Source organism: Sphingobium sp. RS1 (genome assembly GCF_056156825.1).
Genome location: NZ_JBLZXE010000001.1, coordinates 90,835 through 109,913, shown reverse-complemented (window position 1 = coordinate 109,913; position 19,079 = coordinate 90,835). Strand labels below are relative to the sequence as shown.

The 19,079-nt window shown below is 65.7% G+C and carries 16 protein-coding genes and 1 pseudogene; 9 read left to right on the top strand and 8 right to left on the bottom strand.

What is annotated here, in order from left to right; all coding sequences use genetic code 11:
* The first annotated feature begins 23 nt into the window (after positions 1-23).
* From ACNHGR_RS00550 to ACNHGR_RS00520, 7 genes are read left to right on the top strand one after another with little or no spacing between them, the layout of a single operon-like run.
* On the top strand, positions 24-512 hold the full coding sequence (locus ACNHGR_RS00550; protein ID WP_004212879.1) for an SRPBCC domain-containing protein: 489 nt from the start codon (positions 24-26) through the stop codon (positions 510-512).
* On the top strand, positions 509-886 hold the full coding sequence (locus ACNHGR_RS00545) for a hypothetical protein (RefSeq protein WP_009824022.1): 378 nt from the start codon (positions 509-511) through the stop codon (positions 884-886). Before ACNHGR_RS00550 ends, ACNHGR_RS00545 begins: the two co-directional genes overlap by 4 nt.
* 47 nt (positions 887-933) lie before the next feature.
* Positions 934-1,347 carry a hypothetical protein gene (locus tag ACNHGR_RS00540; RefSeq protein WP_004212881.1) on the top strand — a complete coding sequence of 138 codons (414 nt, stop codon included), beginning with the start codon at positions 934-936 and terminating at the stop codon, positions 1,345-1,347.
* A gap of 3 nt (positions 1,348-1,350) precedes the next feature.
* Complete coding sequence (locus tag ACNHGR_RS00535) at positions 1,351-2,037, top strand: ZIP family metal transporter (protein WP_004212882.1); 687 nt, start codon at positions 1,351-1,353, stop codon at positions 2,035-2,037.
* A complete protein-coding gene (locus tag ACNHGR_RS00530) occupies positions 2,034-2,642 on the top strand; it encodes a cation efflux transmembrane domain-containing protein (RefSeq protein WP_004212885.1) in 609 nt (202 codons plus the stop codon). The genes ACNHGR_RS00535 and ACNHGR_RS00530 overlap by 4 nt, the downstream gene beginning before the upstream one ends.
* The gene (locus ACNHGR_RS00525; protein WP_278373611.1) at positions 2,639-5,140 is read left to right on the top strand and encodes a heavy metal translocating P-type ATPase; all 2,502 of its coding nucleotides are present in this window, start codon (positions 2,639-2,641) and stop codon (positions 5,138-5,140) included. The genes ACNHGR_RS00530 and ACNHGR_RS00525 overlap by 4 nt, the downstream gene beginning before the upstream one ends.
* Positions 5,137-5,886 carry an HAD-IIB family hydrolase gene (locus tag ACNHGR_RS00520; protein ID WP_004212890.1) on the top strand — a complete coding sequence of 250 codons (750 nt, stop codon included), beginning with the start codon at positions 5,137-5,139 and terminating at the stop codon, positions 5,884-5,886. Before ACNHGR_RS00525 ends, ACNHGR_RS00520 begins: the two co-directional genes overlap by 4 nt.
* Before the next feature lie 196 nt (positions 5,887-6,082).
* Here ACNHGR_RS00520 and ACNHGR_RS00515 read toward each other — a convergent pair.
* Positions 6,083-8,973: pseudogene (locus tag ACNHGR_RS00515) on the bottom strand (Tn3 family transposase).
* 125 nt (positions 8,974-9,098) lie between these two features.
* Between ACNHGR_RS00515 and ACNHGR_RS00510 the strand changes: the two are divergent.
* Together ACNHGR_RS00510 and ACNHGR_RS00505 are read left to right on the top strand one after the other, a co-directional pair.
* Positions 9,099-9,719 carry a recombinase family protein gene (locus tag ACNHGR_RS00510; protein ID WP_008832583.1) on the top strand — a complete coding sequence of 207 codons (621 nt, stop codon included), beginning with the start codon at positions 9,099-9,101 and terminating at the stop codon, positions 9,717-9,719.
* A gap of 2 nt (positions 9,720-9,721) precedes the next feature.
* Positions 9,722-10,246: a GNAT family N-acetyltransferase gene (locus ACNHGR_RS00505; protein WP_011607966.1), complete on the top strand. Its 525-nt coding sequence runs from the start codon at positions 9,722-9,724 to the stop codon at positions 10,244-10,246.
* Positions 10,247-10,312: 66 nt separating this feature from the next.
* Here ACNHGR_RS00505 and ACNHGR_RS00500 read toward each other — a convergent pair whose 3' ends face one another.
* The 7 genes from ACNHGR_RS00500 to ACNHGR_RS00470 form a co-directional block, all read right to left on the bottom strand.
* Complete coding sequence (locus ACNHGR_RS00500; protein WP_007683327.1) at positions 10,313-11,575, bottom strand: hypothetical protein; 1,263 nt, start codon at positions 11,573-11,575, stop codon at positions 10,313-10,315.
* A gap of 281 nt (positions 11,576-11,856) precedes the next feature.
* Complete coding sequence (locus tag ACNHGR_RS00495) at positions 11,857-12,261, bottom strand: copper-binding protein (RefSeq protein ID WP_007406376.1); 405 nt, start codon at positions 12,259-12,261, stop codon at positions 11,857-11,859.
* Positions 12,258-15,401, bottom strand: coding sequence for an efflux RND transporter permease subunit (locus ACNHGR_RS00490; RefSeq protein WP_016746446.1), 3,144 nt, complete (start codon positions 15,399-15,401; stop codon positions 12,258-12,260). Before ACNHGR_RS00490 ends, ACNHGR_RS00495 begins: the two co-directional genes overlap by 4 nt.
* Complete coding sequence (locus ACNHGR_RS00485) at positions 15,398-16,888, bottom strand: efflux RND transporter periplasmic adaptor subunit (RefSeq protein WP_007406384.1); 1,491 nt, start codon at positions 16,886-16,888, stop codon at positions 15,398-15,400. The genes ACNHGR_RS00490 and ACNHGR_RS00485 overlap by 4 nt, the downstream gene beginning before the upstream one ends.
* Complete coding sequence (locus ACNHGR_RS00480; protein ID WP_278374496.1) at positions 16,885-18,147, bottom strand: TolC family protein; 1,263 nt, start codon at positions 18,145-18,147, stop codon at positions 16,885-16,887. The genes ACNHGR_RS00485 and ACNHGR_RS00480 overlap by 4 nt, the downstream gene beginning before the upstream one ends.
* 63 nt (positions 18,148-18,210) lie before the next feature.
* Positions 18,211-18,468 carry a hypothetical protein gene (locus tag ACNHGR_RS00475; RefSeq protein WP_007683334.1) on the bottom strand — a complete coding sequence of 86 codons (258 nt, stop codon included), beginning with the start codon at positions 18,466-18,468 and terminating at the stop codon, positions 18,211-18,213.
* A 77-nt stretch (positions 18,469-18,545) separates the two neighbouring features.
* The gene (locus ACNHGR_RS00470; protein ID WP_007406428.1) at positions 18,546-18,908 is read right to left on the bottom strand and encodes a hypothetical protein; all 363 of its coding nucleotides are present in this window, start codon (positions 18,906-18,908) and stop codon (positions 18,546-18,548) included.
* Positions 18,909-19,079: the final 171 nt, after the last annotated feature.

Genomic DNA, 19,079 nt, shown 5'->3' with positions numbered 1-19,079 from the left:
GCCCATCTCTGGGAGATGGGGATATGCCTCGCACCATAACCAGCTCGATGCTTCACGGCGGGCCACTGCGCATCTGGTCGGCACTCACCGATCCGGATCATCGCCGGGCGTGGAGTCCGCTCGTATTTCTCGATGATCCGTCCCGGCTCGGCGACACAGAATGCACCTTTGCGATCCAGGGCATCACCCGGCCAATTCGGACGCCAGCACGGATTGATCGATTCGATAAACCGCACGCCTTCGCTTGGTCCTGCGGCATCCCCTATCTGTTCACGCTCGAAGAGCGGTACGAGCTGGCGGGGGACGATGGCGGCACCAGGCTAACGCATAGCTGCACGCTGCGCGGGGCGCTCTCCCTGCCGTTCGCGGCGATGATGTTGCGCCGCCTGCGATCCCTGATGGTCGAATCTGACGATCGCCTCGCAACCTATCTCCGCTGGCGGGTAGGTCAGCCTGCCCGGGCTATCAATCGTCAGCGCGTCCCCTTCCGCTACAGGAGGAAGGCGCGATGATGATGCACTGTAAGCGGGTGCTGCCCGCCGTCATCCTCGTTGTCGGGCTCGCGGCGTGCTCGGAAAGAAAGCCGCCAGCCCCGCCAACGGAGCAGCAGATCCATTCGTCCGACAGCGCCGTGGCGACCGGGGAAATGGGGCGGCATAGATATCGCTGTTCCGACGGGGAACCGCTGTTCGTCGATTACAAGGACAACGGCCTGCAGATCGATTTGCGGCGCTCCAACGGGGGACCGCCGATGATGCTGACCGCGCCAGCGCAGGGCCTGCAATATGTCGGCGAAACAGCCACCGCGACCTTCAAGGGGTCGCAGCTCACCATCGTGGAAGGCGATGGCCGTACCCGGATCTGCGAGCAGGAAGGCACGCGATGAACTGCCCTGCCTTCGAACGCCACAGGGCGCTTCGTCGGAAGAGACCGATGTCTGACACGTCGATTTCAAATGTGACAACCTTGTGCGGCCTGAATCGGGCCGGTCTGGCGATCGCGCGCCTCGGCGTCGTTCTCGTCTCCGGGGCGGTTATAGGGGCGTGTAATCCAGCGCCGACCCAGCCTACCGAGCCGGCGCATGAAAAGCATCTGACGTCGAAACTAATCGCGCAGCGCATCATGTACTGCGACGACGGCACACGCGCCGATGTCGACTTCATCGATGACGGCTTGAAAATGGCCGTCACCTGGCTGCCGAAGGGCAGGACCGAGATCCTGCGCGCGCAGCGAACCGGTGACGAGTTTCGCGGCGACCATTCGCGGGCTGTCGTGGCGGGCGGATCGATCGCGTTCACGCGACGCGGGAAGATCCGCGTCTGCCACCGAACCCCGGAGGAGTCCTAGGAAATGCAGGCACTGCTCTATACGCTTGCGCCTGTGCTGGCGGTCGTGCTCGGCGCGATTGTCGCGAGCCGCACCAAGTTGAAACCTGGCCTCGTGGCGGGCCTACAGCATCTCGCTGCCGGCGTCGTGTTCGCGGCGGCAGCGACCGAAATCCTGCCGCAGGTCAAGCATGAGGCATCGCCCAGCGCGACGTTGATCGGCGGGGCGGCGGGCGTCGCGACCATGCTGGGGCTCAAGGCTCTTGAGGCCCGCTTCAAGGGGCCGATGGCGCTACTCGCCGCGATCGGCATCGACATTCTGGTCGACGGCCTGGTGCTCGGCCTCGCTTTCGTGGCGGGCGAGAAGGCAGGTCTCCTGCTGACGATCGCGCTCACTCTGGAAGTGTTATTTCTGGGACTGACGCTGACCGACGAGCTGGCGGAAACCTATCGCTCGCGCTTGCGCATCATCGTGATCGTCTCGGCATTGGCCCTGCTGCTGCCGATCGGCGCGCTCGCTGCCGTGCCGGTCGCCGCGCTGTCGCCGGTGATGATCGCCGGCTTCCTCAGCTTCGGGCTGATGGCGCTGCTCTACCTCGTCACGGAGGAGTTGCTGGTCGAGGCGCACGAGAAACCCGACACCCCGCTCATCAGCTCGATGTTTTTCGTCGGCTTCCTGGCCCTGCTGACACTTGAGGAGATGATGGGATGATCCCGGGCAACGACAACAATGGCGGGCAGGAGCGCCGCACACTGTGGATCGTCCTGCTGCTGAACGCGGCGATCGCTGCGGGCTTCTTCGTTTCCGGCTTCTTCGCGGACTCGAGCGCGCTGATCGCCAACGGCGTCGACAACCTGTCCGATACGGCTGTGTATGCGCTGAGCCTTGTGGCGCTCACCCGGGGCCAGACATGGAAGACACGCGCCGCGGTCGCTTCGGGCGTCATGCTGCTGATCTTCGCGGGCGGCATCTTGATCGATGTCGGACGGCGCTACGTGCAGGGCAGCGAGCCCATCGGACCTACCATGATGGTCATGTCCGCGATCGCCGGCGTCGTGAATTACCTCTGCCTGCGGCTGCTCCAGCGCCTCAAGGATCCGGACGTCAATCTCCGGGCCGCAACCACCTTCAGCTTCAACGACTTCATTTCCAACGGCGGCATCCTGATCGCCGGCGTGCTGGTGCTGTGGTTGGGTACCAATTGGCCGGACCTGCTGGTCGGCTTCGCCACCGCCATCATCGCCATCAAGGGCGGTGTCGAAATCCTGCGCGACGCGCGCGCCGAAACCAAGAAAAGCGAAAGGAGGTCGTCATGAACGACAAGCTCGAACTCGACATTCCAGTGTTGTTGCCGGACCTTCCTGACGCGGCCGATGCCTGCCTGGACCGTCTCGTATCAACCCTGTCAAAGCGCGAAGGTGTCGAGCGGGCGCATGTGATCTGTCTCGACGGCAACACGCCAGCGGCGCTGTGCATCCATTTCGATGCCGCCAAGCTGCCGCTGCCACGGTTGCGCGAAATGGTGCGCGCCGCAGGTGCCGAAATCACCGAGCGCTACGGCCATGCGATCTGGCAGGTGACGGGGATCAACCACGAACGTCGGGCGCGCACGGTCAGCGATGCGCTGTGCGCCTTGCCCGGCGTGGTCCAGGCAAGCGCCAGCACCAGCGGGTCTGTCCGGGTCGAATATGATCGCCGCGAAACCACCGAAGAGGAGGTGCGCGCTGCGCTTCGCAAGCTGAAGGTGAGGGTGGGCAAGCGGGTCGCTGCCGATGAACATGCCGGCCACGACCACGGCCCCGGGGGCCACGGCGCGGGCGAAGAGAAGCACGGCCCCGGCGATGGCCACGACCATAGCCACGCCGAATTTCTCGGCCCCAATACCGAGCTGATCTTCGCGCTCGCCTGTGGCGCGCTGCTGGGGATCGGCTACGCGATCGAGAGGCTGGTCGCTGGCGCGCCCGAATGGCTGCCGACCGCCTGCTATATCGCAGCCTATTTCTTCGGCGGATTCTTCACGCTGCGCGAGGCGATCGACAACCTCCGGATGAAGAAGTTCGAGATCGACACGCTGATGTTGGTCGCTGCGGCCGGCGCCGCTGCGCTGGGCGCATGGGCCGAAGGTGCGCTGCTGCTGTTCCTGTTCAGCCTCGGCCATGCGCTTGAGCATTATGCAATGGGCCGCGCCAAGAAGGCGATCGAGGCGCTGGCGAAGCTCGCGCCCGAAACCGCGACCGTGCGACGCGGCGGGCAGACCAGCGAAATCCCGGTCGAGCAGATGGTCGTCGGGGACATTGCCATCGTCCGCCCGAACGAGCGCCTGCCTGCCGACGGCTTCGTCATCAAGGGCACCAGCGCGATCAACCAGGCCCCGGTCACGGGTGAAAGCATCCCGGTCGACAAGGTGCCGGTCGCAGATGCCGCAGCGGCACGCGCCAAGCCCGATGCAGTCGACGCGGAAAGCCGGGTTTTTGCTGGTACGATCAACGGCGGCGGCGCGATCGAGATCGAGGTGACACGCCGTTCCAATGAAAGCGCGCTTGCCAAGGTCGTGAAGATGGTGAGCGAAGCGGAGACGCAGAAGTCGCCGACGCAGCGCTTCACCGACCGGTTCGAACGGATCTTCGTGCCCGCCGTCCTGGTCCTGTCAGTGCTCCTGCTGTTCGCATGGGTGGTCGTCGACGAGCCGTTCCGCGACAGCTTCTATCGCGCGATGGCGGTGCTGGTGGCGGCAAGCCCGTGCGCGCTCGCGATCGCAACGCCGAGCGCGGTCCTGTCGGGCGTTGCCCGTGCAGCGCGGGGCGGCGTGCTCGTGAAGGGCGGTGCACCGCTCGAAAACCTCGGGTCGCTCAAAGCGATCGCTTTCGACAAGACGGGCACGCTGACCGAAGGTCGTCCGCGCATCACTGATGTCGTGCCCGTCGATGGCGCCGATGAAGGCGAGTTGCTGGCGCTGGCTGTCGCCGTCGAAGTGTTGAGCGACCATCCCCTGGCCCAAGCGATCGTCAAGGACGGCCGCGAACGTCTGAACGATCGTGCCGTGCCGACTGCCGGCGACCTCAAGAGCCTGACCGGTCGGGGCGTCACCGCGAGCGTGGATGGCGAGACGGTGTGGATCGGCAAGGCCGAGATGTTCGGAAGTGAGGGCATTCCGGCGCTGGGGCAGGGCGCGCAGGACGCAATCGCGAAGCTGCGCGAGAACGGCCGCACGACAATGGTGGTCCGCAAGGGGGACCGCGACCTGGGCGCGATCGGCCTGATGGACACGCCTCGCGAAGCTGCCAAGACCGCGTTGCGTCGGCTGCACGAGATGGGCGTGTCGCGGATGATAATGATCTCCGGCGATCACCAGAAAGTCGCCGAAGCGATCGCCGACGAAGTCGGGATCGACGAAGCATGGGGCGACCTCATGCCCGAAGACAAGGTTGCCGCGATCAAGAAGCTCGCCGGCGAAGACAAGGTCGCGATGGTGGGCGACGGCGTGAACGATGCGCCGGCGATGGCAAGCGCCACGGTCGGCATCGCGATGGGCGCGGCGGGGTCGGACGTTGCGCTGGAGACAGCCGACGTGGCGCTGATGGCCGACGATCTGGCGCACCTGCCATTCGCAGTCGGTCTTAGCCGCCATACCCGTGGAATCATCCGGCAGAACGTCTTCGTCAGCCTGGGTGTCGTCGCCTTCCTGGTGCCTGCTACCATCCTCGGCCTCGGCATTGGGCCAGCGGTGGCGGTTCATGAGGGATCGACGCTGCTCGTCGTCATCAATGCGCTCAGGCTGCTCGCCTACCGCGATCCGGCAGGGAAGGCGGCATGAAGTGGCTGATCGCCTTCGACCTCGACGGCACGCTTGCCGAGAGCAAGCGGCCGTTATCGGAGGATATGGCCGCAATCCTCGCCCGATTGCTCGCCATCACGGATGTGGCGGTGATCTCGGGCGGGGACTGGCCGCAGTTCGAAAAGCAGATCGCCTCGCGCCTTCCTGCCGGCGTCGCGCTCGACCGTCTCTGGTTGATGCCGACCACAGGCACGAAACTCTATCGGTTCATCAATGGCGCTTGGCGCGCGGTCTATGCCGAACTGTTCGACGACGCGGAGAAGGCGAAGATCCGCACGGCCTTCGATCAGGCGCTGACCGATGCCGGTCTCGCCGACGAACGTATCTGGGGCGAACGGATCGAGGACCGGGGCAGCCAGATCACCTTTTCGGGCCTGGGGCAGGCAGCGCCGCTGAAGGAAAAGGAAGCGTGGGATCCTGACCGAAAGAAGAGGACCGCGTTGCAGGCCACGTTGCGCGCGAAGCTGCCGGAGCTCTCGATCAATCTCGGTGGCACGACATCGATCGACGTGACCAGAGCAGGGATCGACAAGGGCTATGGCCTGAAGCGCCTGAGTGCCGAGAGCGGTGTCCCGCTCGACGGGATGCTGTTCATTGGGGATGCGATATTCCCCGGTGGGAATGACTATCCCGCTGCTGAAATCGGCCTCGACACAGTGAGGGTGCGCGACGTCGCGGAAACCACCGCCGTCGTGACCGCCATCATCGCGTGTCTGCACCGATAGGATCAAGATACATGGTCGGCTCCATCGCGGAATGCCGCATTGTCAAAGCTCTGGCTTCTGTCGCTTAGGGCAGCGCTTCCTAAAACGAAAAGAAGGCAATGTGCGCGTCTCCGCGAACAAAGCCTCCAGCGATCAATCTAAGAGATTCCGCCGCGCTTCTCAATCGTAGGGGGCGTTTGCGGGAGGGGGCGGAATCCTACGCTAAGGATTTGGGCCAGCGATATTCCCCGGTTAGATTGATGTGTTCCCATCCCAACGGCGAGACGTGGGCGAGTAGATCAGGCGCGATATGGGTACCGCTGGCGGCCCGGGTATTGACGACCTCGCCGAGCTTCATGGTGTTCCAGAATATGATGATGGCGGCGAGCAGGTTCATTCCGGCGATGCGATAGTGCTGGCCTTCGCCGGATCGATCCCGGATTTCACCTCGGCGGTGGAAGCTGATGGCGCGCTTTAGGGCGTGGTGGGCCTCACCCTTGTTGAGGCCGATCTGAGCCTGGCGCTGGAGGCCGGCATCAAGAATCCAGTCGATCATGAACAGGGTTCGCTCGATGCGGCCCACCTCTCGCAATGCGAGGGCCAGCTCATTCTGGCGCGGGTAAGAGGCGAGCTTGCGAAGAATCTGGCTGGGGGCGACGATCCCCGCTGCGATCGTCGCCATGATGCGCAGGATGTCGGGCCAGTTGCGCTCGATGAGCGGTTCATTGATCTTACCTCCGACCAGCGCTCGCACATTGGCCGGCGTCGCGTTGGGCGTGAAGGCATAGAGTCTTTTCTGAGGGAGATCGCGGATACGGGGGGCGAACCTGTAGCCGAGCAAGGCGCAGGCGGCGAACACATGATCGGTGAAGCCGCCCGTGTCGGCAAAATGCTGGCGAACGCGGCGGCCCGCGTCATTCATGAGCAGCCCGTCCAGGATATAGGGAGCCTCGCTGACCGTTGCCGGGATCACCTGGGTTGCGAACGGCGCATATTGATCGGACACATGGCTGTATCCCTTGAGGCCCGGGACGTTGCCATATTTCGCGTTGATCAGATTCATCGCCTCGCCCTGCTCGTTAGCAAGGAAGAACTGCCCGTCGCTGGATGCCGATTGCCCTTGTCCCCAGAAGGCGGCCATGGGCAGGGCGGCGTGGGCCTCCACGATCATGGCGAGCGCCCGATCATAGGCGCTGCCTTCGACATGCCAGCGCGCGATCCGCAGCAATTCCCAGAAGCTGTGCGTGTTGGTCGCCGCCGCCATTTGCGCAAACCGAGATTGACGCCTTCCGCCAGCAACACGTTCATCAGGCCGATCCGGTCGCTGCAGGGCGCGCCGGTGCGCAGATGCGTGAACGCCTCGGAAAATCCGGTTCGCTCATCGACTTCCAGCAACAGATCGGTGATCCTCGCGGGCGGGAGCTGTTGATAGAGATCGAGCACGAGATCCTCGGCCCCTTCGGGCGTGTCGGCCCTCAGCTTGTCGATGTGCAGCTTGCCGTTCTCGATGATGCCGCCTGGGATCGTGCCGGTTCGCGCCGCGCGGCCAAACTCCTTCAGCCGTGTATCCAGTCGAGCCCTGCGCTCGGCCAGCCATTCGCCGGGTCGCAGCGGCACGGCGAGCCGCGCGGTCTGCTCTATCGCCTGTGGCGGGACCAGAAGCTGCTTGAGGTCGCCATAGCGGCGCGATCCCGCCAACCATATGTCACCGGACCGGAAGGCGTCGCGGATGTGGAACAGCACCGCGATTTCCCAAAGCCGGTGGTCGCCGCTGGGCTCAGCGCGAAGATGACGATGCCATTTCGAGTTGGGACGTAGAAAATCCACCGGCGGATCGACCTTGATCCCGTTACGCAGCATCGCAACGGCCGCCAGAAGAGGCGTGGCGATCGGCGCCGCCTGCATGTCGAGCAGGCGCAGCATCCTGGGCGCGTAGAGGCGGAAACGGTGATAGCCGTCCAGCACACGGCTGAGCGGGTCGGCCGCGAGCACGTTGGTCAGCGCGGAGGCCGTGGCGACAAGGGTTCTGAACCGTTCCCAGCCAGGCCCGGTGGCGATTATCCCGTCCAGGGCCGTGCCATCGTCCTGCGCTCCAAGCAAAGCACCACCGATTTCGGCAAAGGACTTCAGCGTGTCCCGAACGGCCGCCTTTTCGTCGGCGATCCTGGTGTTGCAAAGGCGTTCGGAGGCCCGATAGAGACGGCCTACGATGCGATCGTGGGTCTCCACGATGACATCGGCCAGCGATGACCGCCATTCCAGGGTGCAGACAGCGAGGATCGCAAGCCGCCTGTCTTCGGGCAGATCACGCATGCCGTCGGCGTAATAGCGCTCGCCCTGCCGGCGAAGCCGGGTCACACGATGCGCCGGCACGCCGTCCAGCAAATCCGCCGGAAGATCGAACCTTTGAAGATATTCCAGTCGATCCATCAGCCGGTTAGCGGCTGCTGAATTTGCGCCAACCTCGAACTGTCGCAGCCATACGAAGCGCGTGACGCGACCATCCACCGTATCCTCCAACAGGTGAGCCAAATTCTCGCTCAGGGTTGGCGTGATGCGATGGGCGATAAGATCCTCGATCCGGCGCTCGGCCTCAACCAGCGCATCGGCGCAAAGGCGCTCGATCGTCGAGGAGCCGGGAAGGATCGTGCGGGTGCGGCGACACTCCGCAACGAAGCGACGGGCAAGATCCTCATTCGATGTCGCCGCCTCGGCTTCCCGAGCGATCCATTCGCGCAAATCCCGTGCGCCCCGCCCCGAAAAGGAGCGATAGCCGTAGATTCGGCGAAGGTCCGCCAGATGCTCGTGCCGGGTCTCCTCGCGCGCGGCATAGAGGAGTAGATCGTCGCTGGTCAGGCCGAGCTGGGCCGCGACGAAATCCGATACCTGCGCCGGGATCAACTCGCCAGGAGCGAGCACCCGGCCCGGGTAGCGCAGGACGCACAGTTGCAGCGCGAAGCCAAAACGATTGTGGGCGCGCCGGCGCTGGCGGATATGCCCGAGATCCTCATCGCTGAGGGTATAGTGCCGCAGCAGCTCACCTTGATCGACCGGCAAGTGAAGCAGCGCCTCGCGCTGTCGATCGGTCAGGGTCACGCGACGCGGCATACATGCTCCTTATTCTTTCCGAGCTACGGTTTGAGATAGCTTGATTGAGATGCTGGTTAAGATACACAATAGCCCAATCTTATGTGCTCATGTTCGTCACCGCCTCAAACCTTCGTTTGTGATCCATGCTGATCGGCTACGCCCGCGTGTCCAAAGCCGACGGCTCGCAGTCGCTCGACCTGCAGCACGATGCCCTTCGCGCTGCAGGTGTCGAGCCAGGCAATATCTATGATGATCGTGCATCCGGTAGCCGTGATGATCGCCCCGGTCTTGCCGCCTGCCTGAAATCGTTGCGCGACGGCGATGTCCTCATCGTTTGGAAGCTCGACCGGCTCGGCCGAACGCTCACCCACCTGGTCAGCACGGTGCAGAATCTGTCGGATCGCGGTATCGGTCTGCGGGTGCTCACCGGCAAGGGCGCGCAGATCGACACCACGACGCCATCGGGCCGGATGGTGTTCGGCATTTTTGCCACACTGGCGGAGTTTGAGCGGGATATGATCCGCGAGCGCACCATGGCTGGCCTGGCCGCTGCCCGCGCGCGGGGACGCAAGGGTGGCCGCAAGTTCGCCCTCTCCAAGGCCCAGGTGCGGCTCGCTCAGGCTGCTATGGCCCAACGCGACACGTCCGTTTCCGACCTCTGCAAGGAACTCGGGATCGAGCGCGTCACTCTCTACCGCTATGTCGGTCCCAACGGGGAACTCCGGGATTACGGTCAGCGCGTGCTTGCTGCCAAAACGCGATGATGATGACGGGAGCCCCGATCAAACTTACCCAAGCGGACGCCGCAGACGTTGCAGACCTGTACAACCGTTGCAGCGACTATTTCCTGTTGCAGGACGGGGCCGCGCCCACGCTGGACGATGCTCGCGAGCTTTTCTCCGATGTGCCGCCCGAAAAGAGCGCCCACAATCAAGCTGTCCTGGGATGGAAGGGGCCTGGCGGCCTATATGCAATCGCGGCCATCCTCCGCGATTATCCGCGTGATGGCACATGGTATCTCGGCTTCATGATCGTAGATGCCGCACAGCGTGGTCGTGGCGTCGGACGCTCAATTTACTCGACGGTCGAAAGCTGGGCCGCTGCGAGAGGTGCCACAGAGATTCGGTTGGCCGTGCTGGAAGCGAATGAAGCGGCAGAGCGATTTTGGCGTTCTCTCGGCTTCATTGAGTATCGGCGCGTTGGGCCAGACACCTTCAAAATGCGTAGCCATCGCCGGATAGAACTGAGCCGTCGCCTTTCTGGCGCGACCGTAGAAGGCAGCAACAAGTAAGATCTCGCGCCGGCTATCTGGGCGAGCTTGGCGTAGGATTCCGCCCCCTCCCGCAAACGCCCCCTTTCAGGGAAGGGGGCTTGAGATCGCCTTGATGGCCTTCAATCCCGTTCCAAAACGAGCGATCGCGTCCCTGTTTCTCTCCAGCTCGCCATAGGGCAGATAGGCGAAGTCGAGATCGGCAATACGGCTGAAAGCCGGGCGACGGAGTTGCGCGCGAACGTCCTGCTCGCGCGCATTCGGTGCGACCAGGAATAGCCCGGCGGCAGCGTGCAGATCGCTCCCCGACAGCGCCAGATCGAGCATGCGCACGATCCCCGAGTAGATCGAGGTCGAATGTTCAACCTCGAACGCGGCGGCGACGCCGTCGCCACCCTTCGCCAGCCACAACACGTCGATGAGGCGGATCGAGTCCGCTCCGGGAGAGGTCGCAATGGCGTCTGGAAGGCGCTCGAGGCATCCCTGTCCAAGCGGGCAGCCAGCGTGAAGTCGACCGCGGTCATTGGCGGCGATCCACACATCGTAACCGAGGGCATGGCCGAGGTCGCGCAGCCAGGCCTGGATTTCGGCGTGCGTGCGATCGGTTTCGCCCTGCGCGGCGGCTGTCTTGTCGAGCCGGCTTGCCTCCGCTCTGGCATGTTCCAATCTGCCGAGCCAGTCGTCGGCCGCCGTTGCGTCATCCTCCAGCGGTGGCGCGGGATAGCGGCCCGAGCCAATGTCGAACAACAGTCCGCCGATCGCGCCGAGATCGTTGGAGAGCAACTCGCGGTAACGGTCGTTGAGGTCGAGGATGCCGGCGCGCATGGCGAGAAAATGATCCCATGACCCGAGCTTCACCTTGGCGCCGGTGACGGCATTGTAGCCCTTGACGATCGCGGTATTGAAGGGCGGCACCAGCGTCGGGTGAAGGAAATAGAGCAGGTTGGCCGCCGCCGGCCCCAGCCCCTTGATCTTGAGCGCGTCTATGCTGCGGATGTGGCTGATGATCTCCTCGGCGGTATCGCAGCACGAGCAATTGTCGAGCAGGCGACCGAACGCCCGCTGGTTGTCCGGGCTTTCGTAGATGTCTGGAATGCGCAGCTTGGGCTTCCACAGCCAGGCATGGTCGGCGCCCTTGAAGATCTGCCGCTGTTCGGCGATCGAGTGGACAACCGTTTCCAGTGACGAGCCGCGATAGGCGACGCCGAACCGCCCACTTTCGATTTCTGCGACCACCTGCTGCAGCCCGCGACGGATGGAGCGGAAGTTTTTCAGCCGTTCGTCCCACAGAAACCAGGAGCGATAGGTGGCGCCGGGATCGTCTCGCCAACGACGGACAAGCTCGCTCACGAGATCATGATGTGTCGCGGGTAACAAGGTCATACTGGCTGGGTCATCTAAACTGGGCTCCTTGCCGTTCAGGCTATCGCGAGCAAGGGCGGCTTGCACGTTCAATGTGCGATCCGCGAAGCGTGCTCAAATTGTCGGTGATCGCGCAGGGAAACGCCGCTGGCATTGGGCGTTGCCGGTCGCAACCGTCGACCGGGCGCACAGCCAGGCAGACGGCCGGCACGGGCGTCGCCGCCCGGGAGCGGCGACGCAACCAGCTTTTTCCGGTCGAACTTAGCGGATCACTGCTTTGCGATCGCGGTGACCTCGCCATCGCTGCCCTTGAGCGAGAGGTCGAAATCGACCTTGTCGCCGACCTTGACCGCATCGGTGATCGACGGCGCGGCCTTGAACGCCATCGTCATCGCGGGCCACTTGGCCTCCGGGATCGGACCATGATCGAGCGTGATCGTGCCTGCCGCCTTGTCGATCGCGGTGACGGTGCCATGGCCCTTGGCCTTGATCGCGGCGTTCGCGTCAGGCGCCATCGACATGTTGCCCATGTCGCCGCTCATGGTCGCGGCGGGCGCCGCCTCGTTGGTCTCAGTCGCAACGGGGGCCTCCGCCTTCTTGCCGCACGCGGCAGTCAGGGCGGCGAGGCCGAGGGCAATGGTCAGTCGTGCATGGTTCATCGTCTTCTCCTTCATGATGAAACGGGTTGAGGGATGGGATCGGTCTTGGGCCGGCGCAACAGCAGATAGGCGGCGGGCAGGACGAACATTGAGAGCAAGGGCGCGGTCAGCATGCCGCCGATCATCGGCGCGGCAATCCGGCTCATGACCTCCGAACCCGCGCCTGATCCCAGCAGGATCGGCAGCAGGCCGGCCAGGATCACCGCCACCGTCATCGCCTTGGGACGGACGCGCAGCAGCGCGCCTTCGCGCACGGCGGCCTCGACTTCGGCGGCGTCCGGATTTGCGGTGTGCTCCGCCAGCGCGTTCTTGAGATAGATCAGCATCACCACCCCGAACTCGGCGGAGATGCCGGCGAGCGCGATGAACCCGACCCCGGTGGCAACCGACTGGTTGAACCCCAGCAGATAGAGCGTCCAGATGCCGCCGGTCAGCGCGAACGGCAGCGTGCCCATGATCAGCGCAGCCTCGTCGAAGCGGCCGAAGATCAGGTAGAGCAGCACGAAGATGATCAGCAGCGTCGCGGGCACGACCAGCTTCAACCGGTCGACTGCGCGCTCGAGATATTCGAACTGGCCCGAATAGGCGATGCTGACCCCCGGCGAGAGCCGAACCTGTCTCGCCACCGCGCGTTGCAGATCGCCAACCACCGAGGCGAGATCGCGCCCGCGCACATCGACATAGACCCAGGTCGAGGGCCGGGCATTCTCGGTCTTGAGCATCGGCGGCCCTTCGGCGATCGTGACATTGGCGACCGTGCCGAGGGTGATCTGCTGGCCCGCGGGCGTCAGGATCGGTAGCCCCCGCAGCCCGTCGAGGCTGTCGCGCAATTCGCGCGGATAGCGCACGCTGATCGGGTAGCGGGCGAGGCCCTCGACCGTCTCGCCGATCGTCTCGCCGCCGATCGCGCCGGAGACGATGGCCTGGACGTCGGCGATGTTGAGCCCGAACCGCGCGGCGGCGGCGCGGTCTATGTCGACATCGACATAGCGTCCGCCGGTCAGCCGCTCGGCGAGCGCCGAGCTGACGCCGGGCACGCTCCTGGCCACGGTCTCGACATCATGCGCGATGCGGTCGAGCTCGGCGAGGTCACTGCCCGACACCTTGACCCCGATCGGGCTCTTGATGCCCGTCGCGAGCATGTCGATGCGGTTGCGGATCGGCGGCACCCAGATATTGGCGAGACCCGGAAGCTTCACCCGGCGATCGAGCTCGTCGACAAGGCGTTCGGGCGTCATGCCCGACCGCCACTGGTCGCGGGGCTTGAATTGGATCGTCGTCTCGAACATTTCGAGCGGCGCGGGATCGGTCGCGGTCTCGGCGCGGCCGGCCTTGCCGAACACGCTTTCGACTTCGGGCACGGTCTTGATCAGGCGGTCGGTCTGCTGGAGCAGCTCACTCGCCTTGGCGGCCGAGAGGCCCGGCAGCGCCGAGGGCATGTAGAGCAGGTCGCCCTCGTCGAGATTGGGCATGAACTCGCCGCCGAGCCGGCTGAGCGGCCAGGCCGTGGTGGCGAACACCAGAGCCGCGATCAGCAGCACTGCCTTGGGCCGCTTCATCGTCCAGTCGATCGCGGGCCGGTAGATATTGGTGAGCCAGCGATTGACCGGATTGGCCTGCTCGGCCGGAATGCGGCCCCGGATCAGCCAGCCCATCAGGATCGGCACCAGGGTCACCGACAGGATCGCGGCCGCGCCCATCGCATAGGTCTTGGTGAAGGCGAGCGGCGCGAACAGCCGGCCTTCCTGCGCCTCCAGGGTGAAGACCGGAATGAACGACAGCGTGATGATCAGCAGGCTGAAGAACAGCGCCGGCCCGACCTCGGCCGCCGCCTCGGTGACGACGATCCAGCGCATCTCGCCATCGAGATGTCTGTCCGGGTGATCCTGCTCCCAGCGTTCGATCCTCTTGTGGGCGTTCTCGATCATGACGACCGCCGCATCCACCATCGCGCCGATGGCGATGGCGATGCCGCCCAGCGACATGATGTTGGCGTTCACCCCCTGGAACCGCATTACGACGAACGCGGCCAGCACACCGAGCGGCAAGGTCAGGATCGCGACCAGCGCCGAGCGGACGTGCCAGAGGAACAGGGCGCAGACCAATGCGACGACGATGAACTCCTCGACCAGCTTGCGGGTGAGGTTCTCGACCGCGCGATCGATCAGCTGCGAGCGGTCATAGACCGTGACCACCTCGACGCCCGGCGGCAGGCTTTTCCTGAGATCGGCGAGCTTGTCCTTGACCGCCGCGATGGTCTCACGGGCGTTCTTGCCTGACCGAAGAATAACGACGCCGCCGGCGACCTCGCCTTCGCCGTTCAGTTCGGCGATGCCGCGCCGCATCTCGGGGCCGACCTGGATCGTGGCGACATCGCCGAGCCGGACGGGCACGCCGCCCGCCGCAGTCTTGAGCGGGATTGCTCGGAAATCGTCGAGCGTTTTCAGATAGCCCGAGGCGCGGACCATATATTCGGCCTCGGCCATTTCCAGCACCGAGCCGCCGGCTTCCTGATTGGCTTGGCTGATCGCCTGCACTGCCTGGGCGTGGGTTACGCCGTAGGCCGCGAGCTTCACCGGATCGAGCAGCACCTGGTACTGCTTGACCATGCCGCCGATGCTGGCGACTTCGGCCACGCCGGTCACGGTCTTCAGCTCGTAGCGCAGGAACCAGTCCTGCAACCCGCGAAGCTGCGAGAGATCGTGCCGGCCGGTGCGGTCGACCAGCGCATATTCATAGACCCAGCCGACCCCGGTCGCGTCCGGCCCGAGCGCGCTGCGGGCGCTGGCCGGCAACCGACCCTGGACCTGGTTGAGATATTCGAGCACGCGGCTGCGCGCCCAGTAGAGATCGGTGCCGTCCTCGAAGATCACATAGACGAAGCTGTCGCCGAAGAAGCTATAGCCGCGCACCGTCTTGGCGCCGGGCACCGACAGCATGGTGGTGGTGAGCGGATAGGTGATCTGGTTCTCGACGATCTGCGGCGCCTGACCCGGATAGGAAGTGCGGATCACGACCTGCACGTCGGAAAGATCGGGCAGCGCGTCGATCGGGGTCGAGCGCACCGCCCACAGGCCCGCGCCGACCAGCGCGAGCATGCCGAGCACGACGAAGAAGCGGTTCCTCACCGACCAGCGGATGAGATGGGCGATCACTGGCCCGCCACCTTCGCCATATGCCGCAGCGTCGGTCCCGCCGGGGGCCGGTCGAACCCGAACCGGACCCGGTCACCCGCCTTGAAGCCGCGCGCGATGCCCGGATTGGCGAGCGCGAAGGTCATCGTCATCGCCGGCCAGTCGAGCGCGGGAACGGGCTCGTGGCTGAGCGTCACCGAATTGGCCGTGATCCGCTCGATCTTGCCCGTCGTCTCGTACAGCGTGGCTTTCGACGCCGGCGCGGCGATGGTCGCCGATGCCGCACCGCCGCCGATCGGCCGCGCCTCGATTCCCGACAGGCTCGCCTCGGAATCGATCAGGAACTGCCCCGAGACGACGACGTTCTCGCCGGGCGACAGGCCGGCAAGGATCTCGGTCTCGCCGCCTGCCTCGCGGCCGATGCGGACCTCGGCGGGATGATAGCGCCCGTCGCCTGCGGCCAGCATGACGAGCGTGCGCCTGCCCGTGCGGATCACCGCTTCGCTCGGCACCAGCAGCGCCGGCTTGGCATCGCCGCCAAGCGCGACGCTGGCGAACATGCCCGGCCGCAACCGGCCGTCCCGGTTGGGCAGCTCGATCCGCACGGTGAGCGTGCGGCTGTCGGCCTGCGTGGTCGGCAGGATCGCGATCACCCGGCCGGCGAAGCGCTCGCCGGGGAAGCCCGCCAGCGTGGTGCTGGCATTCTGGCCGACCCGGACATCGCCCGCGCGCGCTTCGGGCACCGCGGCATTGAGCCAGACGGTGCCGAGCCCGCTTACCTGGGCGAGCGTCTGGCCCATGGCGAGCGTCACGCCGGCACGGGCGTCGAGCGTCTGGATCGTGCCCGAGATCGGCGTCGTGATCGTCACCACGCCGTTCGGGCGTCCGCTCCGCTCGACGCTGGCGATGAGGCCGTCGGACATGCCCATCAGCCGCAGTCGCTGGCGCGCGGCCGCGGTGAGGTCGGGCTTGCCGAGCCGCCTGACGCTCAGATATTCGGTCTGCGCGCCGCCCCATTCGGGCAGGAGCAGGTCCGCGATCGGCGCGCCGGCGCGGACCACGTCCCCGGGCGCTCGCGCATAGACGCGGCTCACGAACCCGCCCGAACGCGCCTGGATGACGGCGACGTCGCGCTGGTTGAAGTCGATCGTGCCGGTGACCTCGAGGGCCGAGGCAAGGCTGCCCATCTTCGCCGCGACGACCCGCAATCCCAGGCTCTGCCGCGCGGCGGGATCGACGGCGACCGTGGGGGCCGCGCCGGCGCTTCCTCCGTCCGCGTATCGCGGCACGAGCTGCATATCCATGAAGGGCGACTTGCCGGGCTTGTCGAACTTCTGGTTGGGGAACATCGGATCGTACCAGTAAAGGACTTTGCCTGCCCCGGCGGGCGTGGTCGCCTCCGATTGCGGTGCCTGGCGATGGCCAGCCCAATAGCCTGTGCCGCCGGCCAGCAGCGCGACAGCCAGGATCGATGCGCCCCAGCGCAGCGCGGATTTATCGAGCGTCATGGCCGCTCCTCCCCATAGGTGATAGTGATGCGGACCGCGTCGCGCGCGACGTCGGCTTCGCGGTTGAGCGCCTCGACCTCGGCCTCCGCGAGCCCGAGCGTCGTGAGCAGCGCGGCGCCAAGGTCGAGCTTGCCGGCGCCATAGCTGTCGCGGTCGAGCTCGGCGCGGTGCCTGCCGAGTGGCACCAGCGTCTCGCGGGCATTGCGCAACCGGGAGAGATGCATGGCATGGTCTGCGAGATCGGCGTCGAGCTGCGCCACCAGCTCGCGGCGGATCGCCTCGCGGTCGAACCGACCCCCTTGCGCAAGGCTCTCGCTTGCAGCGATCCTGGGGTTCTGGCGCTTGCCGGCGAACAGCGGCAGGTCGATCGACACGCCGACCGAGGCCATGTCGCCGTACATGGGATCGCGCCGGCCATAGGTGACGCCGACCTTCCAGTCGGGGCGCTTGTCGGCGCGCGCGAGACGCACGTCCGCTTCGGCGACTGCGATCCGCGCGTCCTGCGCGCGCAGGGCGGGAAGCGCATCGATTTCGGCCCGCAGCCGGATCGGATCGACATCGAGCATCGGCGGGTCGCCCGTCGCCTGCGGGTCGGGGTCGCCGGTATAGCGCGCGAGCCGGGCCCGCGCCTGCGCCACCACCGCAGCCATCTCGGCGCGGCGATCGGCGATGGCGGCGCGGAGCTGGTCGGGCTCGAGCGCCTGGCTCGGGCGCGCGCTGCCCGACGCCAGGCGTGCGGTCACGGTCTTCTGCAGGTCGTCGAGGCTGGCATCGAGCAGGTCGAGCTGCCGGAGCCGGCGTTCTCCATAATAGAGATCGACCCAGGCGAGGGCGGTCTCGAGCCGCACGTTGCGGCCTTCGACCAGCTCGCCCGCCTCGGCGATACCGATATCGGCCGCGGCGCGCGCGGCGCGTGCATGGCGCTTGGCGAGATTGGGGAAGGTCTGGCTGAACCCGATCGTCGCCATAGTGAAATCGTCGCGCGTGAAGCTGCCGGCATTGGGGCCGCTCACCGGGAAGTTCTGCAGGCCCAGGTCGAGCGTCGGATCGGGCAGGCGATCGGCCGCGACCGCCGAAGAGCGGGCGCCGGCTGTCGCCGCCGCGCGCGCCTTGAGGCTTGGCGCGTTGGCGGCAGCGAGCCTCACTGCCTGCTCGTAGGTGAGCGGGCCGGCCGACACCGGCACGGCCCAGGCGCTCGCAAGCGTCGCACCGATAGAGAGCAACAGGCGTCGCACAGCGCGCCTCGGCATCATGATCATGGATATCATCCCCTCATGACAGAGGCGGCGCGCCAAGATGTGACGCGCCGCTCCGGAGCGGGTTTAGCCCTTGTCCGACCTGACTGCGCCGCGCATGCAGTCGGCGGCGCTTGCCTGCATCATCGCGCAATCGCAGCTGGCCATGTCCCGGCTGTCGGGCACCCATATGCGGACACGCGCAGGGCCAGTCGCCCGCGGACCATATTGCGGCGCCGACCGCCATTCCCAATGGCCTTGCGGCGTGCGGCTCGCGTCGGTTGCAAGCGCAGGCGCGGCGAGACTGAGGGCCGCCACAAGGGCGGCCGGAAGCAGTTTGATCATCACGAAAACCTTTGACTGAAAAGAAGGAAACCGGGCGCGCACGCATCGATCGATGCGCGCAGCCCGTGCTCGTTCAATCAGGCAAGGCTGGTGGGAGGATCCGGCTCGGGCGCAACCGCCTTGCCGGTCAATATCGTGTCGGTCGTCCAGAAGCTGGGCGCGTCGTAGAGACGCGCAGGCGCAACGCCGCCTGCCAGGTCCGCTGCGACCAGCGGGATCACGCACCCCATCGCGGCGATGCAATCGAGCGTCAGGCCCTTGCAGGGCTTTTCGCTGGGCGCAGGCTGCTGCTTGGCCATCATCGCCATGCAGTCCGCATCCATGCCCTTGGCCAGCGGCGCGCCTGCCGCCTGCGGCACGCTGTGCGCGGCCGCCATCTGGGCTCCGAAGAGACCGGACAGCGCTCCGATGACGAGCAGGAGGGCGAGCAGGCGTTTCACGGGCCTCGATATCTAGCGGGTTTCGCGGGCGCAGCCAACCAAAGTCTCGCGCCGCGCGGATTTTGAAGTGCTGACGGCTGATTCCGTCAACTCCGCGTCAATAAAGATCCGGCCCGGGGAAGAAGATCGGCTGCGGCCTCTACGTATATCGAGGCTGGACCCGGGACCGTA

Excerpts from the sequence above, each read along its gene's own strand:
- ACNHGR_RS00550 (WP_004212879.1), top strand. The coding sequence starts at position 24 with ATGCCTCGCACCATAACCAGCTCGATGCTTCACGGCGGGCCACTGCGC.
- ACNHGR_RS00545 (WP_009824022.1), top strand. The coding sequence starts at position 509 with ATGATGATGCACTGTAAGCGGGTGCTGCCCGCCGTCATCCTCGTTGTC.
- ACNHGR_RS00540 (WP_004212881.1), top strand. The coding sequence starts at position 934 with ATGTCTGACACGTCGATTTCAAATGTGACAACCTTGTGCGGCCTGAAT.
- ACNHGR_RS00535 (WP_004212882.1), top strand. The coding sequence starts at position 1,351 with ATGCAGGCACTGCTCTATACGCTTGCGCCTGTGCTGGCGGTCGTGCTC.
- ACNHGR_RS00530 (WP_004212885.1), top strand. The coding sequence starts at position 2,034 with ATGATCCCGGGCAACGACAACAATGGCGGGCAGGAGCGCCGCACACTG.
- ACNHGR_RS00525 (WP_278373611.1), top strand. The coding sequence starts at position 2,639 with ATGAACGACAAGCTCGAACTCGACATTCCAGTGTTGTTGCCGGACCTT.
- ACNHGR_RS00520 (WP_004212890.1), top strand. The coding sequence starts at position 5,137 with ATGAAGTGGCTGATCGCCTTCGACCTCGACGGCACGCTTGCCGAGAGC.
- ACNHGR_RS00510 (WP_008832583.1), top strand. The coding sequence starts at position 9,099 with ATGCTGATCGGCTACGCCCGCGTGTCCAAAGCCGACGGCTCGCAGTCG.
- ACNHGR_RS00505 (WP_011607966.1), top strand. The coding sequence starts at position 9,722 with ATGACGGGAGCCCCGATCAAACTTACCCAAGCGGACGCCGCAGACGTT.
- ACNHGR_RS00495 (WP_007406376.1), bottom strand. The coding sequence starts at position 12,261 with ATGAAGGAGAAGACGATGAACCATGCACGACTGACCATTGCCCTCGGC.
- ACNHGR_RS00485 (WP_007406384.1), bottom strand. The coding sequence starts at position 16,888 with ATGACGCTCGATAAATCCGCGCTGCGCTGGGGCGCATCGATCCTGGCT.
- ACNHGR_RS00480 (WP_278374496.1), bottom strand. The coding sequence starts at position 18,147 with ATGATCATGATGCCGAGGCGCGCTGTGCGACGCCTGTTGCTCTCTATC.
- ACNHGR_RS00475 (WP_007683334.1), bottom strand. The coding sequence starts at position 18,468 with ATGATCAAACTGCTTCCGGCCGCCCTTGTGGCGGCCCTCAGTCTCGCC.